Annotated in this window: 16 protein-coding genes and 3 pseudogenes; 15 read left to right on the top strand and 4 right to left on the bottom strand. The window is 52.7% G+C overall.

What is annotated here, in order from left to right; genetic code table 11:
* Positions 1 to 198: 198 nt before the first annotated feature.
* Both aac(3)-IId and HYG93_RS15620 read left to right on the top strand, forming a co-directional pair.
* On the top strand, positions 199 to 1,059 hold the full coding sequence (gene aac(3)-IId / locus HYG93_RS15625) for an aminoglycoside N-acetyltransferase AAC(3)-IId (RefSeq protein WP_000557454.1): 861 nt from the start codon (positions 199 to 201) through the stop codon (positions 1,057 to 1,059).
* 12 nt (positions 1,060 to 1,071) lie between these two features.
* Positions 1,072 to 1,614 (top strand): AAA family ATPase, encoded by a 543-nt coding sequence (locus HYG93_RS15620; RefSeq protein ID WP_000587837.1) that lies wholly within the window; start codon positions 1,072 to 1,074, stop codon positions 1,612 to 1,614.
* Between the two features lie 481 nt (positions 1,615 to 2,095).
* On the opposite strand, the gene HYG93_RS15615 is transcribed toward HYG93_RS15620, so the two are convergent.
* Positions 2,096 to 2,287 (bottom strand): hypothetical protein, encoded by a 192-nt coding sequence (locus tag HYG93_RS15615; protein WP_000951934.1) that lies wholly within the window; start codon positions 2,285 to 2,287, stop codon positions 2,096 to 2,098.
* 23 nt (positions 2,288 to 2,310) lie between these two features.
* Here HYG93_RS15615 and HYG93_RS15610 point away from each other — a divergent pair, with 23 nt between their 5' ends.
* The 4 genes and pseudogenes from HYG93_RS15610 to HYG93_RS19600 all read left to right on the top strand — a co-directional run.
* Positions 2,311 to 2,538: a hypothetical protein gene (locus HYG93_RS15610; RefSeq protein WP_000248278.1), complete on the top strand. Its 228-nt coding sequence runs from the start codon at positions 2,311 to 2,313 to the stop codon at positions 2,536 to 2,538.
* A 50-nt stretch (positions 2,539 to 2,588) separates the two neighbouring features.
* Entirely contained in the window at positions 2,589 to 3,725 is a 1,137-nt protein-coding gene (locus HYG93_RS15605) for a DUF3883 domain-containing protein (RefSeq protein WP_000080860.1), read from the top strand.
* A 114-nt stretch (positions 3,726 to 3,839) separates the two neighbouring features.
* Positions 3,840 to 5,211 (top strand): annotated as a pseudogene (locus HYG93_RS15600) (IS1182-like element ISCfr1 family transposase).
* Positions 5,212 to 6,324: 1,113 nt separating this feature from the next.
* Positions 6,325 to 7,158 (top strand): annotated as a pseudogene (locus HYG93_RS19600) (site-specific integrase); the annotation flags it as partial.
* Between the two features lie 59 nt (positions 7,159 to 7,217).
* Here the strand turns inward: HYG93_RS19600 and HYG93_RS15590 are convergent.
* Positions 7,218 to 8,350, bottom strand: a protein-coding gene (locus HYG93_RS15590) for an IS3 family transposase (RefSeq protein WP_223235881.1) whose coding sequence is annotated in 2 segments (ribosomal slippage) — positions 7,218 to 8,098 and positions 8,098 to 8,350 — 1,134 coding nt in all. Because the reading frame shifts where the segments join, the coding sequence is not laid out codon by codon here.
* A 59-nt stretch (positions 8,351 to 8,409) separates the two neighbouring features.
* On the opposite strand from HYG93_RS15590, the gene HYG93_RS15585 reads away from it, so the two are divergent.
* On the top strand, positions 8,410 to 9,114 hold the full coding sequence (locus HYG93_RS15585; RefSeq protein ID WP_228716448.1) for a hypothetical protein: 705 nt from the start codon (positions 8,410 to 8,412) through the stop codon (positions 9,112 to 9,114).
* A gap of 166 nt (positions 9,115 to 9,280) precedes the next feature.
* On the opposite strand, the gene merR is transcribed toward HYG93_RS15585, so the two are convergent.
* Complete coding sequence (merR, locus tag HYG93_RS15580) at positions 9,281 to 9,736, bottom strand: Hg(II)-responsive transcriptional regulator (RefSeq protein ID WP_001166626.1); 456 nt, start codon at positions 9,734 to 9,736, stop codon at positions 9,281 to 9,283.
* A gap of 71 nt (positions 9,737 to 9,807) precedes the next feature.
* Here merR and merT point away from each other — a divergent pair, with 71 nt between their 5' ends.
* From merT to HYG93_RS15540, 8 genes are all read left to right on the top strand, one after another.
* Positions 9,808 to 10,158, top strand: a complete 351-nt coding sequence (gene merT / locus HYG93_RS15575) for a mercuric ion transporter MerT (protein ID WP_001294659.1) — start codon at positions 9,808 to 9,810, stop codon at positions 10,156 to 10,158.
* Positions 10,159 to 10,171: 13 nt separating this feature from the next.
* The gene (merP, locus tag HYG93_RS15570) at positions 10,172 to 10,447 is read left to right on the top strand and encodes a mercury resistance system periplasmic binding protein MerP (RefSeq protein WP_004178136.1); all 276 of its coding nucleotides are present in this window, start codon (positions 10,172 to 10,174) and stop codon (positions 10,445 to 10,447) included.
* A 27-nt stretch (positions 10,448 to 10,474) separates the two neighbouring features.
* Positions 10,475 to 10,900, top strand: a complete 426-nt coding sequence (merC, locus tag HYG93_RS15565) for an organomercurial transporter MerC (protein ID WP_000522996.1) — start codon at positions 10,475 to 10,477, stop codon at positions 10,898 to 10,900.
* Between the two features lie 38 nt (positions 10,901 to 10,938).
* Positions 10,939 to 12,573 (top strand): mercury(II) reductase, encoded by a 1,635-nt coding sequence (merA, locus tag HYG93_RS15560; RefSeq protein WP_033917455.1) that lies wholly within the window; start codon positions 10,939 to 10,941, stop codon positions 12,571 to 12,573.
* Between the two features lie 39 nt (positions 12,574 to 12,612).
* Positions 12,613 to 13,239: an organomercurial lyase MerB gene (merB, locus tag HYG93_RS15555; RefSeq protein ID WP_033917456.1), complete on the top strand. Its 627-nt coding sequence runs from the start codon at positions 12,613 to 12,615 to the stop codon at positions 13,237 to 13,239.
* 40 nt (positions 13,240 to 13,279) lie between these two features.
* Positions 13,280 to 13,645 (top strand): mercury resistance co-regulator MerD, encoded by a 366-nt coding sequence (gene merD / locus HYG93_RS15550; RefSeq protein WP_033917457.1) that lies wholly within the window; start codon positions 13,280 to 13,282, stop codon positions 13,643 to 13,645.
* On the top strand, positions 13,642 to 13,878 hold the full coding sequence (gene merE / locus HYG93_RS15545; RefSeq protein WP_001087807.1) for a broad-spectrum mercury transporter MerE: 237 nt from the start codon (positions 13,642 to 13,644) through the stop codon (positions 13,876 to 13,878). Before merD ends, merE begins: the two co-directional genes overlap by 4 nt.
* Positions 13,879 to 13,943: 65 nt before the next feature.
* Entirely contained in the window at positions 13,944 to 14,156 is a 213-nt protein-coding gene (locus HYG93_RS15540) for a DUF3330 domain-containing protein (RefSeq protein ID WP_000993245.1), read from the top strand.
* 79 nt (positions 14,157 to 14,235) lie between these two features.
* Here the strand turns inward: HYG93_RS15540 and HYG93_RS15535 are convergent.
* Positions 14,236 to 14,859, bottom strand: a pseudogene (locus tag HYG93_RS15535) (IS5 family transposase); the annotation flags it as partial.
* Between the last annotated feature and the right edge of the window lie 10 nt (positions 14,860 to 14,869).

Genomic DNA, 14,869 nt, shown 5'->3' with positions numbered 1-14,869 from the left:
CTAGACAAAATGACACCAAATGAGTTTTACTATGATCAGCTACCCCAACAAAACAAGGTGGCTTAACTAGAGCGGAATATCACTTATAAATACGCTTTTAGTTGTTCAAACAAGTGGGACCACCTCTATATCTCGATAGGTATAGTAGAGTGATATCTCGATAGGTATAGTGTTTTGCAGTTTAGAGGAGATATCGCGATGCATACGCGGAAGGCAATAACGGAGGCGCTTCAAAAACTCGGAGTCCAAACCGGTGACCTCTTGATGGTGCATGCCTCACTTAAAGCGATTGGTCCGGTCGAAGGAGGAGCGGAGACGGTCGTTGCCGCGTTACGCTCCGCGGTTGGGCCGACTGGCACTGTGATGGGATACGCGTCGTGGGACCGATCACCCTACGAGGAGACTCTGAATGGCGCTCGGCTGGATGACGAAGCCCGCCGTACCTGGCTGCCGTTCGATCCCGCAACAGCCGGGACTTACCGTGGGTTCGGCCTGCTGAATCAATTTCTGGTTCAAGCCCCCGGCGCGCGGCGCAGCGCGCACCCCGATGCATCGATGGTCGCGGTTGGTCCGCTGGCTGAAACGCTGACGGAGCCTCACGAACTCGGTCACGCCTTGGGGGAAGGATCGCCCGTCGAGCGGTTCGTTCGCCTTGGCGGGAAGGCCCTGCTGTTGGGTGCGCCGCTAAACTCCGTTACCGCATTGCACTACGCCGAGGCGGTTGCCGATATCCCCAACAAACGGTGGGTGACGTATGAGATGCCGATGCTTGGAAGAGACGGTGAAGTCGCCTGGAAAACGGCATCGGATTACGATTCAAACGGCATTCTCGATTGCTTTGCTATCGAAGGAAAGCCGGATGCGGTTGAAACTATAGCAAATGCTTACGTGAAGCTCGGTCGCCATCGAGAAGGTGTCGTGGGCTTTGCTCAGTGCTACCTGTTCGACGCGCAGGACATCGTGACGTTCGGCGTCACCTATCTTGAGAAGCATTTCGGAACCACTCCGATCGTGCCTCCGCACGAGGCCGTCGAGCGCTCTTGCGAGCCTTCAGGTTAGAGGCCGTCGACAATGATAATCTGGATCAACGGACCTTTCGGCGCCGGAAAGACGACGCTCGCTAAGCGGCTGCGCGATCGGCGTTCCAAATCGCTGATCTTTGACCCCGAGGAAATCGGGTTCGTGGTGAAAGAAACGGTCCCCATGCCAGCGAGCGGAGACTATCAGGATCTCCCCTTGTGGAGGGGACTTACGATCGCGGCGGTCAGGGAGATTCGAAGGAATTACTCGCAGGACATCATCATCCCAATGACGCTCGTGCACCCGGACTATCTGACTGAGATACTCGACGGGGTAAGGCGGATCGACGATCAGCTGCTGCACATCTTTCTGACGCTCAACGAGGACCTATTGCGTCACCGGATCGCGAACCAGACCATGCATCCTGACCCGAATCGAAATGCGGAGATTCGAGAGTGGCGATTAGCGAATGTCGCCCGATGCTTGGCCGCAAGGGAACGGCTTCCATGCACAACCCGTGTTCTCGATAGTGGTGCACACACCAGCGATGAACTCGCAGCGATGGTGCTCGACGGAATCGATGGGCGCACCTGATCGCCTTCGACGCCTGCGCAAAGCGTAGCGCGAGGGTGGCGGGCTCACGACCAAACGCCCAGAGGTCGATCATCGCAGGGATGTTTGGCTTTGTGGTGCGGACGACGGGACTCGAACCCGTACTCTCACAGAGAAGCAGATTTTCGTACCACCTCGACTTTCGCCGCCGTCTGATGACGTTCGTGGTCTGGACTGTCCCTTCGCCATTGCCCGAAGGCTTTAGGCGCCGCCCGTCCAGTCTCTACACCTTCCCCCGAAGGGGCTTGGCTCGGGATTGGCTTAGGGTATTGCCCGTTAGCGTTCCCCGACTTTGAGCGGTTCTACTCCGCGGATTTCCCCGCGGGCACTCCAATTTTAAAGTCTGCTGCGTCTACCGATTTCGCCACGTCCGCCTTTTTTCGCCGTTCCTAGCGCTCGTGCGATGCACCTATGTTGCACCTAGCGCCGAATCGTTCTTCGTCATCCTGAAAAACCACGTCTCCTAAAGCCTTGCATAGCTTATCTTTTCTCCACCACGAACTTTTTTGTGGGATGGTAGAAAAAAAGACTTTTTAAGTCCGCTGGCTTGCCAGGCCTTGTTAGCTTGTACGGTCATGGTTATCGGGTAAAGAATATTGACGGCATCGCTGGTGTCGGTGGCTGAAAAGCCGGCTCCCATCAGGGCAATAGCCATTTCAGATGCAGGCGTACAGGGCAATGGTCAACAGCTACAGCCTGTCTGACGATTCCGGCGTCATGGCTGCGGCGGCTATCACGCATTTTTTGTTCGGTCAGGCGGTGTTTTCGTACCTCAATGGTTGGAGCGTGTTGATCGGACCTGGTACAGGTTTGGACAGCACGGGCTGCAAATACGCAAGGGATTTAATGGGCCTGGTGGCGTTCACGGCTTTTATCGTGACGTTTCTGTTCAGGGGCTACTCATAATCTCGTGGCTCGGCGGTTCCCGGCACACCATGACAGTAAGGAAGGACCCTGTGTCTCAACTCTCCCAGCTTCGAAGCCCCGCCGCCGTGCAGGCTGCCATCGATGAGTTCGTGCAACTGGGCCGCACGAAATTCCTGGCGCGCCACGGCTACGGCAAGTCCCGCGACTTCCTGGTACGTGATCCGAAGACCGGCACCGATTGCGATTCCAAGGCCATCGCCGGTGTGGCCTTCGGCAAGCAATTTCCCGAGCAGGGCCCGCTCACTGCTGACAGCTTCTCCGGTGGCGAGGCGACCGTCGTTCCGGCGCTGACGCGGCTCGGGTTTCGCATCATTCGCATCGGCGAAGACTGGTCCGAAGAAGAGGTCCTGGCCACGGTCGAAGACTATTTCGACATGCTGCGTGCCGAGGCGGCTGGGGAGCCGTACAACAAGTCCGAGCACAACCAGGCACTGCGCCAACTGCTGAACGGTCGCAGCAAGTCTTCAGTCGAGCTCAAGCACCAGAACATTAGCGCCGTACTCGATGCCCTGGGCCTGCCCTATATCAACGGCTACAAGCCACGCGGCAACAGCCAACTGCTGCTGCGTAAATCCGTACACGCCTACGTTCTGGAACATCAGCAGACGGTCGGCGCTCTTGTCGATGCCCTGGAGGAGGTAAAACTTCCGGGTGACAAAACCTACCGAGCGGCTTTGGTAGAACCACCCGCCCGTGAAGTGCTTGTGCGTACCCCGGCATCTCTACGGCAACGCCTACCGCGAAAGTTCGATTATGCCGCTCGCGATGAAGCCAACCGCAAGCTGGGCCGGGCAGGGGAGCAGTGGGTGATTGGCTACGAACAGCAACGCCTGACCGAGCTCGGCCACCCAGAGCTTTTTCAGCGGCTGGATTGGGTGTCCGACACCCAGGGAGACGGTGCGGGGTTCGACATCCTGTCGTTCGAAGAGGACGCCCATGAGCGCTTCATCGAGGTGAAAACCACCAATGGCGGGGTAGGCTCGTCTTTCTTGGTCAGCCACAACGAACTCGAATTCTCCAAGGAGGCGGGCGATCAATTCCATCTGTATCGCGTGTTCCAGTTTCGGGACGGTCCGCGCCTGTTCACGCTACCCGGCGACCTCAGCCAACATGTGCATCTCAAGCCGACGGACTACCGGGCGAGTTTCCGGAGTTTGGTGGGGTAAAGGCAGGGTTCTGTTGAGCCGAATGGCTGTGTGCGGCCGATTCTGTTGAAAAAGTAGCGGCCTCCCCATGCCGTTGGCAAAATTGCTTTGTCAGCGAGCGTGGGGGCGAACAGCATGATGGGACAGTTACCGGGAGGACAGCAGCGCCTGTTCTACTCGTTCAATCTGGAAGATCACGTCCCGGCCCAACATCTCCTGCGCAGCATCGACCAGTGCTTGGATCTCAGTGATCTACGTGCCTACCTGGCAGATTTCTATAGCCCCATCGGGCGTCCCTCGATTGACCCGGAGTTGATGGTGCGCATGCTGGTCGTCGGCTACTTGCTATGGCATTCGTTCCGAGCGGCGATTGTGCGAAGAGGTGCACCTGAACCTGGCCTATCGCTGGTTCTGCCGGTTGGGTCTGGAAGACGAAGTCCCCAATCACTCGACCTTCTCGAAGAATCGCCATGGGCGTTTTCGTGACAGCGATCTATTCCGCTGGTTATTCAATGAGGTGCTGCGGCGCTGCATGGCAGCCGGCCTAGTCAAGGGTGAAGGTTTCGCCGTCGACGCCAGCATCATTAAGGCGGATGCCAGCCGGCAACGTGGGGTGGCGGGAGATGAGGTCGATTGGAACGATCCAAAGCTCAGCAGCCGCGCAGTGCGCGAGTACCTCGAAGCCCTTGATGAAGAGGCGCTGGCTGAGGCTCTTCCCAAGAAAATTTCGCTCACTGATCCTCAGTCCCGTTGGACAGCAGCGCCAGGTGGCCCGGCCTTTTTTGCCTACTCCACGAATTACCTGATCGACACTGAGCACGGTGTGATCATGGACGTGGAAGCTACCCCGGCGCACCGTACCGCCGAAGTCGATTCGACTAGGACGATGGTCGAGCGTGTCGAGGCGCAGTTCGATCTCACACCGGAACGCCTTATCGGCGATACCGCTTATGGCACCGCCCCGATGCTGGCCTGGATGGTCGAAGAAAAGGACATCGAACCGCATGTGCCGGTGTGGGACAAGACCGAGCGCAAGGACGACAGCCTCTCCAGTAACGACTTTCACTGGAGTCAGGACGCCAATGAATATCGCTGCCCAGCCGGCAAACCGCTACGCAGTGAATGGCGCGCCTTCACCCAGCAAAGGTCGCGGGTAACTAAGGCCAAAACCGTCATTTACCGCTCCAGCCAAACCGACTGCGCCACCTGCCCGTTGAAAGCGAAATGCTGCCCCAACACGCCGAATCGGAAGATCGTCCGCAGCATCCATGAGGCTGCCCGCGACGTGGCTCGACGCATCGCCAAGACACCGGAGTACCTCGTCTCTCGCTGCGAACGAAAGAAGGTGGAGATGCTTTTCGCCCACCTCAAACGGATCATGAAACTCGACCGTTTACGACTGCGTGGCCTAACGGGTGCCACTGACGAATTCACCTTGGCTGCGATGGTGCAGAACCTGCGCCGCATGGCCAAGCTTTTGCCTCAAGGGCCACCGCTGACGGGATAGGTATGCCTGCTACGAGCAGAAACCCTCAAATTAACCCTTAAACCTGAGCAAGGACGCTCAGTGAAACGCCGGAAGGCAACTTGAAGTGGCTTGCAGCCACTTCGACAGCAGGCACACCTGATCGGCAGGCTGCCGCTAAAGCTACTTTTTCAACAGAATCGGCCGATTTGTGCCGGTCGTCAAGGACCGCTTCGGATCACTCTCAACCGGATCGCGGGCCAGCTGATTTGCTAAAACCCGCGCCAAACTCAACGAAGGATTTCGCATGATCCGTTTTTTTTGGCGATCACGCTCGGCCTGATGGTTGGCTGCTCGTCGAGTTCAAGTTCGATCTGATCAGTGAGCGGTAGCGCAAGTGGATCGCCTCAGCCAAGCAGCGTTGTTGCCGGCGGCCGGAAGAAAGCCTTGAACTAGTAGCGGAAAGGATGAAACTTTATTTTTACGATTCTCAGCATTTTCCAAGGTTGAGCGAAAATTAGGATGATACTTTAATGATTCCGGCCTCCATCCCCACAAAACGCTTGCAGATGGCAGAATTGAAATAAGTCATTGTTTTAAATGGATTTTTGCAGGAATTGCTACGTTGCAGGGTCCTGTAGTTAGGATGACACTTTATTTTCCTCCCACAATCAAAGCATCCATCCATGCATTTGTGAAATCAGAACCCATTGAACGCATTGAGTTTGAAAAAAACTTGCTGAACTTAGGTATCGTGAACAATTATGAAAAATATATAGACTACAATAATTTGCTGTTTCACGTTTTGTTTAGCAAATGGATTAACAGTCCAGTTGACTTTGGATATTTTGTCGATCAAAACTTTTACGGTGCCAGCTAAGCTCACTCAAAACATCTACGGTGTAATACACCGTAAAAAGAATTGCACCTGGTACTTGCCACTAAAAAATGACAGTGAATGACATTTTGAGAGAAAAAAATTGTGGGGTAGTGCCTTTTCTACTCCTTTGAGAATTTTAATTATGACAATTCCGATACACCTAACAATAACTTCATATTTTTCTTTCTTGAACTAAGATTCAATAACTTAACTAATTTCTATTTCAATCATAAAATATGATATGTTGACCTTAAGAATAATTCATAAACTTTACTATGTTTGCTTTAAAAACAATTCATTTAGAAAAGAAAGTCTCAAACGAAAATCAAATTATTCTTTTATTTGATTTAGATTCATTCTGTCCATGTATGTACCCTATGCTGTACACCATGAAATTTCTTAGATTTCAAAGTATCTCTACGCAGCATGCAGATTTAATCGCAATAAAATTTTGGTATGAATTTTGGTTTGAAAAGTTTGCCACGTCCTTTTGTGAGTCGTTCTATTCGACATCCTATAATTTTGAGATCATTCAATGTGAAATTGATAATTTCATTGTTTACTTAGAAAATAATAAAAAACTTGAAAGTAATCTTATACGGCTAAGCAATTCAGAACATATTAATTACACAACAATTGGTCATAGAGTTAGATCCTTCTTAAAGTTTTACAACTTCTTGATTAATGAATACTTAAGCATGCAATCACAGCCACAACTTACGTTGAAGGAAATTCAAAAAATTAAAGAAAACTTGAATAAATATATGACAATAAAGAAAAAAATTATAAATAATTTTTCAAAAGCCAATAAGACAATTAAAAGTGAGATAAATCATAATTTTAAGAGCATGAATCAGGAAATGATTAAAGGATTGTATTCAGTCATTTCACCAAGTAACTCTAATAAATACAATGAATTAAATCCTTTTAGATCTAAAAATGTACAACTCAGAAACTTTCTGATCATACATCTCATGCTCAACTATGGTCTTAGAATTGGTGAGCTTATGCTACTAACAACCAACTCTATTAAAAAATCAATTCAGAATCATAGTTTTAGTTTAATTATTACAAATACAGATGATGAGTTCGATGATCGATCAAAAAAGAGGTGGTCCCACATGTTTGAACAACTAAAAGCTTATTTATAAGTGATACTCTGCTCTAGTTAAGCTACCTTATTTTGTTGTGGTAGCTGGTCATAGTAAAACTCATCTGGAGTCATTTTGTCCAGACTCGAATGAGGTCGTTTCAAATTATAAAATTCAAAATATGCGTTTAATTGCTTCTTCGCATCCAAAACATTGCTGTAGGCTTTGAGATACACCTCTTCATATTTAACGCTCCGCCATAATCGTTCAACCATCACATTATCAACCCATCGACCTTTACCATCCATACTGATTTGAATGCCATTTGATTTCAATACATCAATAAATGCATCACTGGTAAACTGACTGCCTTGGTCTGTATTAAATATTTCAGGTCGACCATATTTTTCAATAGCTTCATTTAATGTTTCTATGCAAAATGTAACCTCCATACTAATCGATACTCTATGCGCAAGTACCTTGCGGCTATGCCAATCAATCACAGCACATAAATAAACAAAGCCTTTTGCCATAGGGATATACGTTATATCCGTAGACCACACTTGATTACTGCGCTGAATAGCCAATCCTTTGAGCAGATATGGATATTTGCGGTGAGCTTGATTAGCCTGGCTTAAATTTGGTTTGCAATATAACGCATTAATGCCCATTTTCTTCATTAAAGTACGTGTATGACGTCGTCCTATATGATGTCCTTGACGATTCAACAAATCACGCATCATACGGCTACCTGCAAAAGGGTATTGCATATGTAACTCATCCATACACCGCATCAGCTTCAGATCTGATGCACTCACAGGTTTTGGGCGATAGTAATAACAACCACGGGAGACTTTCAGCAGCTGAGCTTGCTTAGATACTGAAATCTGAAGTGAGTCATCGATTAACTTTTGTGGTTGAAGCGGCCCAGTTTCTTCAACACACCTTCTAAAAAATCAATTTCTAATGCCTGCTCACCGATTTTTGCATGTAGTTTTTTTAGATCGATGGGTGGTTCTGTTGGAGCTTTTGATTGATCGAAAGCTTGCGAGGAAGCTGAGATCAATTGATTTTTCCAGTCAATAATTTGGTTTTGATGAACATCAAACTCAGCACTCAATTCAGCAAGTGTTTTTTCTGCTTTAATCGCAGCAAGTGCTACCTTAGCTTTAAAATCATTTGAATGATTTCTTCTTGGTCTACGTGCCATAAAATACTCCATATATTGATGTTTATAACATCATTTGGGGAGCAAAATATCACTTATAGGTGTTGTTCAAATTTCCTGATCCACCTCTGATTACAGGAAGTCATATTTTTAGACCTAAATCACTATCCTCTATCTTTCAGCAAGAAAAGAACATCTACTTGGTTTCGTTCCCTATCCAAGATTCAGATGGTGAAACGAGTGATCATGCACCTGATGAACGTGCAAAACCACAGTCAAGCCATGACAACCCCGATCTACAGTTTGATGTTGAAACTGCCGATTGGTACGCCTACAGTGAAAACTATGGCACAAGTGAAGAAAAACGCTTTGTTAAGTTTGTTGCAACTCAAATTGACGAGCTTAAATCACGCTACAAGGGTGCAGAGATTTACCTGATACGGAATGAACTCGATTATTGGTTGTTTAGCCCTAAAGATGGTCGTAGATTCAGCCCTGACTACATGCTGATCATTAATGATGCTGAAAATAGTGAAATGTACTATCAATGCTTAATTGAGCCTAAAGGTGGTCATTTGCTTGAAAAGGATACTTGGAAAGAGGAAGTATTGATTAGTTTGGATGATGAAAGCCAAATTGTTTTTGATGCAGATCAAGATGATTCACAAAACTATGTTGAGTTCTTAAATGAAGTTAAAGAGCATGGTTATAAGGAAGTTAAATGTTTAGGCTTCAAATTCTACAATACCGAACCACGATCTGAATCAGATTTTGCTATTGATTTTCACAATAGGATGCCGAGTTAATCTAGGTTTCTCACTGTAACCTGCTGATTATTATCTTTTTGTGAAGTTGCTACATAATATTGTTTTTATTGCTTAAAATTATATTCCGATGCTTGGTCAAAACTGCAAGTATGCAGTCTTGACCAGGCATCTAGGGGTCGTCTCAGAATTCGGAAAATAAAGCACGCTAAGGCGTAGTCACCCCGTGACTCCCCCGCGCCGATGCAGCGAGCTTCGTTCCGTCTTGCAGTGACGCAATCAGCGGGCAGGAAACGTTCCCTTTCCGCGCATGGCAGGCGCACATCAGTTCAGACAGCACGGCCTCCATGCGTGCCAAGTCGGCCATCTTCTCGCGCACATCCTTGAGCTTGTGCTCGGCCAGACCGCTGGCTTCCTCGCAATGGGTGCCATCCTCCAGCCGCAGTAGCTCGGCGATTTCGTCCAGGCTAAAGCCCAGCCGCTGGGCCGATTTCACGAACCGCACTCGTGTTACATCCGCCTCGCCATAGCGGCGAATGCTGCCATAGGGCTTGTCTGGCTCCGGCAGCAGGCCCTTGCGCTGGTAGAACCGGATGGTCTCCACATTGACCCCGGCCGCCTTGGCAAAAACGCCAATGGTCAGATTCTCAAAATTAATTTGCATATCGCTTGACTCCGTACATAACTACGGAAGTAAGCTTAAGCTATCCAAACCAAATTTGAAAGGACAAGCGTATGTCTGAACCACAAAACGGGCGCGGCGCGCTCTTCGCCGGTGGGCTGGCCGCCATTCTTGCGTCGGCCTGCTGCCTGGGGCCGCTGGTTTTGATCGCCTTGGGGTTCAGCGGGGCATGGATCGGCAACCTGACGGTATTGGAGCCGTATCGGCCGATCTTCATCGGCGCGGCGCTGGTTGCACTGTTCTTTGCCTGGCGGCGCATCGTCCGACCGACCGCAGCCTGCAAGCCGGGCGAGGTGTGCGCGATTCCGCAAGTGCGCACCACCTACAAGCTCATTTTCTGGTTCGTCGCCGTGTTGGTCTTGGTCGCGCTTGGTTTTCCCTACGTCATGCCATTTTTCTACTAATCAGGAGTTCATCATGAAAAAGCTGTTTGCCTCCCTCGCTCTCGCCGCTTTCGTTGCCCCCGTGTTCGCCGCCACTCAGACCGTCACGCTGTCCGTGCCTGGCATGACCTGCGCCTCTTGCCCGATCACTGTCAAGCACGCGCTTTCCAAGGTTGAGGGCGTGAGCAAGACCGACGTAAGTTTCGACAAGCGCCAGGCCGTCGTCACCTTCGACGATGCCAAGACCAACGTCCAGAAGTTGACCAAGGCGACCGAGGACGCGGGCTATCCGTCCAGCCTCAAACGCTGATCCGTTAACCGAACTCGGGAGCGACACATGGGACTCATCACGCGCATCGCTGGCAAAACCGGCGCGCTCGGCAGCGTCGTTTCCGCGATGGGCTGCGCCGCCTGTTTTCCTGCCATCGCCAGCTTTGGCGCGGCCATCGGACTGGGCTTCTTGAGCCAGTACGAGGGGCTATTCATTGGCATCCTGCTGCCGATGTTCGCCGGCATCGCGTTACTCGCCAATGCTATCGCTTGGCTCAATCATCGACAGTGGCGACGCACGGCGCTCGGCACGATAGGCCCGATCTTGGTGCTGGCAGCGGTGTTTTTAATGCGGGCTTACGGCTGGCAGAGCGGTGGACTGCTCTATGTCGGCCTGGCCTTGATGGTTGGGGTATCGGTCTGGGATTTCATCTCGCCAGCACATCGCCGCTGCGGGCCGGACAGCTGTGAATTGCCAGAACAACGTGGCTGACGGCAACAGCCGTAGCCACCACAGAAAAGGAAAAATACATGACCCATCTAAAAATCACCGGCATGACCTGCGACTCGTGCGCGGCGCACGTCAAGGAAGCGCTGGAAAAAGTACCCGGCGTCCAATCTGCCATAGTGTCCTATGCCAAGGGCGCGGCCCAGCTCGCCCTTGATCCAGGCACAGCGCCGGACGCACTGACCGCCGCCGTGGCTGGCCTGGGCTACAAAGCGATGCTCGCCGATGCCCCGCCGGCCGACAAGGGCAGCGGCGGCGAGCGCCCGTTGCAAGTCGCCGTGATCGGCAGCGGTGGAGCCGCGATGGCGGCAGCACTGAAGGCCGTCGAGCAAGGCGCGCAGGTCACGCTGATTGAGCGCGGCACCATCGGCGGCACCTGCGTCAACGTCGGTTGTGTGCCGTCCAAGATCATGATCCGCGCCGCCCACATCGCCCATCTGCGCCGGGAAAGCCCATTCGACGGCGGCATGCCACCCACACCGCCGACGATCTTGCGCGAGCGGCTGCTGGCCCAGCAGCAGGCCCGTGTCGAAGAACTCCGTCATGCCAAGTACGAAGGCATCCTGGACGGCAATTCAGCCATCACCGTTCTGCACGGTGAAGCGCGTTTCAAGGACGACCAGAGCCTTATCGTTAGTTTGAACGAGGGTGGTGAGCGCGTCGTGATGTTCGACCGCTGCCTGGTCGCCACGGGTGCCAGTCCGGCCATGCCGCCGATTCCGGGCCTGAAAGAGTCACCCTACTGGACTTCGACCGAGGCCTTGGTCAGCGACACCATTCCCGAACGCCTGGCCGTCATCGGCTCGTCGGTGGTGGCGCTGGAACTGGCGCAAGCCTTCGCCCGGCTGGGTAGCCAGGTCACGATCCTTGCGCGCAGCACGCTGTTCTTCCGCGAAGACCCTGCCATCGGCGAGGCCGTCACAGCCGCCTTCCGTGCCGAAGGAATCAAGGTACTGGAACATACGCAAGCCAGCCAAGTCGCCCATGTGGACGGCGAATTCGTGCTGACCACTGGACAGGGCGAAGTGCGCGCCGACAAGCTGCTGGTCGCCACCGGCCGGACACCGAACACGCGCAGCCTGGCATTGGAAGCGGCGGGGGTAGCCGTCAATGCGCAGGGGGCCATCGTCATCGACAAGGGCATGCGCACCAGTAGCCCGAACATCTACGCGGCCGGCGACTGCACCGACCAGCCGCAGTTCGTCTATGTGGCGGCAGCGGCCGGCACTCGTGCGGCCATTAACATGACCGGCGGCGACGCCGCCATCAATCTGACCGCGATGCCGGCCGTGGTGTTCACCGACCCGCAAGTGGCGACCGTGGGCTACAGCGAGGCGGAAGCGCACCACGATGGCATCGAAACCGACAGCCGCACGCTGACGCTCGACAACGTGCCGCGTGCGCTTGCCAACTTCGACACACGCGGCTTCATCAAGCTGGTCATTGAGGAAGGTAGCGGACGGCTCATCGGCGTGCAGGCGGTTGCCCCGGAAGCGGGCGAACTGATCCAGACGGCTGTTCTCGCCATTCGCAACCGCATGACGGTGCAGGAACTGGCCGACCAGTTGTTCCCTTACCTGACGATGGTCGAGGGGTTGAAGCTCGCGGCGCAGACCTTCAGCAAGGACGTGAAGCAGCTTTCCTGCTGCGCCGGGTAATCGGAATCAAATCACCAAACCCCAAGGAGCCAAACAACTATGGAAACATCAACCTTCGTCAAAGAAATCGCGGAGCGTTTCTCGGTTATCAACCGACTACATCCCACTGAACTCTTGCTTCCGCTTCTTCGCGAGATTGCCAAGGGAAGTCCCGTCTCGCGGAAAACGCTCGCGACCGTGCTCGACTGGCCGGCCGACAGAGTCGCGGCAGCACTCGATCAGGTCCCCAGCACCGAGTATGACGACGACGGCAATATTGTCGGCTATGGCCTTACGCTGCGCGAAACCCCGCATACCTTTGAGATTGACGGCCAACGTCTCTACACGTGGTGCGCCCTAGACGTATTAATATTCCCGGCTTTGCTCGGCAGGAGCGCGTACGTCTCCTCGCGCTGCCCTACAACGGGTGAAGAGGTATCGCTTACGGTGGCGCCAGATGGGCTGCACCGGCTCGAACCGGCGAGCGCAGTTGTGTCACTGGTGCGACCAAATGCGTCATCCGACATTCGCTGCTCCTTCTGCTGCCACGTCCACTTTTTTGCCAGCGCCGCTGCCGCTGACGATTGGGTCGCGCAGCATGAGGGTGCCGAAGTTGTGGGCGTCGAAGAGGCCTTTCGCCTTGGGCAAGAGCTTGCTCGACAGCTGTCATCGCCTAGCGGGACGTAACTGTCCTGTGCTGCGCAGGGTGAGGAAAAGGAGGTGTTCAGTGAGCGCTTATACAGTTTCCCGCTTAGCACATGACGCGGGCGTGAGTGTGCATATCGTGCGCGACTACCTGCTGCGTGGATTGCTGCGGCCGGTGGCGTGCACCCCAGGCGGCTACGGCCTGTTCAACGATGCCGCCTTGCAACGGCTACGCTTCGTGCGGGCCGCCTTCGAAGCGGGCATCGGCCTGGATGTGCTGGCGCGGCTGTGCCGGGCGCTGGATGCTGCGGACGGTGACGGTGCGTCTGCGCAGCTTGCCGTGTTGCGGCAACTCGTCGAGCGTCGGCGCGAGGCCCTGGCCAGCCTCGAAATGCAACTGGCCGCCATGCCAACCGAACCGGCACAGCACGCGGAGAGTCTGCCATGAACAGCCCAGAGCACTTGCCGTCTGAGACGCACAAACCGATCACCGGCTACTTGTGGGGCGCGCTGGCCGTGCTCACCTGTCCCTGCCATTTGCCGATTCTCGCCATTGTGCTAGCCGGCACGACGGCCGGCGCGTTCATCGGGGAGCACTGGGGTATTGCAGCCCTCACGCTGACCGGCTTGTTTGTCCTGTCTGTGACGCGGCTGCTGCGGGCCTTCAAGGGAAGATCATGACCGCTTCCCAGCCAGCCGAGAGTGGGCAGCTTTGAGCTTCGCTACCAATCTGGAGGAGTACCACCATGAACGCAAACGCCCCGAACACTGCCAGTTGCACCACCTGCTGCGTATGCTGCAAAGAAATTCCGCTCGATGCCGCCTTCACCCCGGAAGGCGCGGAATACGTCGAACATTTCTGCGGGCTGGATTGCTATGAACGCTTCCAGGCACGCGCCAAGGCCGCGACAGAATCTGACATTGCGCCTGTCCCTGGCGGTTCGCAGCCGTCAGATTGAGGCATTCTTCAAATTAACATAGGGACTGGCTTTGTTGCATAAAGGTTTGAAAGATAGAGCGATCCTAATTGAGCCAAATTCAAGTGACAACTTGGGTGTGAGGGCGCCCCAATTCTGTGAATTTGTTCAAGACGGCTACGCGTGCATGAATCTCATTCACCTGACTAGGAAAACTCCTTGCTGTTAATTTATCGCCTAATAATTTGATGCAATGCATCTTGGTTTCCACCAAACTTCGACGATGATAACCAGACCACTTTTTCCAAAGTGACCTTCCTAGCAGTTTGACTGTTTTCAATAACTCATTTCGTTCTATAGACCTGACTTGCTGATCTTTCCAAGGCTTTGCATTCTTCCTGGGTGGAATGACCGCATGTGCATCACGATTTAAAATGACTTGTCGGCAGTGCTTTGTGTCATAAGCACCATCTGTATAGACTGAATCAATTCGTTCATCCAAGGGAACTTGAGAAAGTAAATCTTCGAGCACTTGTGAATCGCTGACATTATTTGTCGTGAGTTGTACTGCACGTATTTGAAGGGTTTCAGCTTCTATAGCAATATGGAGCTTACGCCATTGGCGACGATATTCAGATCCATGTTTCTTGCATTTCCATTCACCTTCACCTAGAAACTTCAAGCCAGTAGAGTCCACGAGTAGATGCAGACCATCTCTACTTTTTTGGTAGCTAATTGTAATATCTGAATAGCCA

This window comes from Acinetobacter sp. SwsAc6, from assembly GCF_013391565.1.
Lineage (GTDB): Bacteria > Pseudomonadota > Gammaproteobacteria > Pseudomonadales > Moraxellaceae > Acinetobacter > Acinetobacter cumulans.
Note: the sequence above shows the minus strand (reverse complement) of the source record. Positions and strands in the feature narration are given on the sequence as shown.

What these genes read in the sequence shown, in the direction of transcription:
- HYG93_RS15620 (WP_000587837.1), top strand. Translation starts at nt 1,072, where the DNA reads ATGATAATCTGGATCAACGGACCTTTCGGCGCCGGAAAGACGACGCTC.
- HYG93_RS15615 (WP_000951934.1), bottom strand. Translation starts at nt 2,287, where the DNA reads ATGGCTATTGCCCTGATGGGAGCCGGCTTTTCAGCCACCGACACCAGC.
- HYG93_RS15610 (WP_000248278.1), top strand. Translation starts at nt 2,311, where the DNA reads ATGGTCAACAGCTACAGCCTGTCTGACGATTCCGGCGTCATGGCTGCG.
- merR (WP_001166626.1), bottom strand. Translation starts at nt 9,736, where the DNA reads ATGCAAATTAATTTTGAGAATCTGACCATTGGCGTTTTTGCCAAGGCG.
- merT (WP_001294659.1), top strand. Translation starts at nt 9,808, where the DNA reads ATGTCTGAACCACAAAACGGGCGCGGCGCGCTCTTCGCCGGTGGGCTG.
- merP (WP_004178136.1), top strand. Translation starts at nt 10,172, where the DNA reads ATGAAAAAGCTGTTTGCCTCCCTCGCTCTCGCCGCTTTCGTTGCCCCC.
- merC (WP_000522996.1), top strand. Translation starts at nt 10,475, where the DNA reads ATGGGACTCATCACGCGCATCGCTGGCAAAACCGGCGCGCTCGGCAGC.
- merA (WP_033917455.1), top strand. Translation starts at nt 10,939, where the DNA reads ATGACCCATCTAAAAATCACCGGCATGACCTGCGACTCGTGCGCGGCG.
- merB (WP_033917456.1), top strand. Translation starts at nt 12,613, where the DNA reads ATGGAAACATCAACCTTCGTCAAAGAAATCGCGGAGCGTTTCTCGGTT.
- merE (WP_001087807.1), top strand. Translation starts at nt 13,642, where the DNA reads ATGAACAGCCCAGAGCACTTGCCGTCTGAGACGCACAAACCGATCACC.
- HYG93_RS15540 (WP_000993245.1), top strand. Translation starts at nt 13,944, where the DNA reads ATGAACGCAAACGCCCCGAACACTGCCAGTTGCACCACCTGCTGCGTA.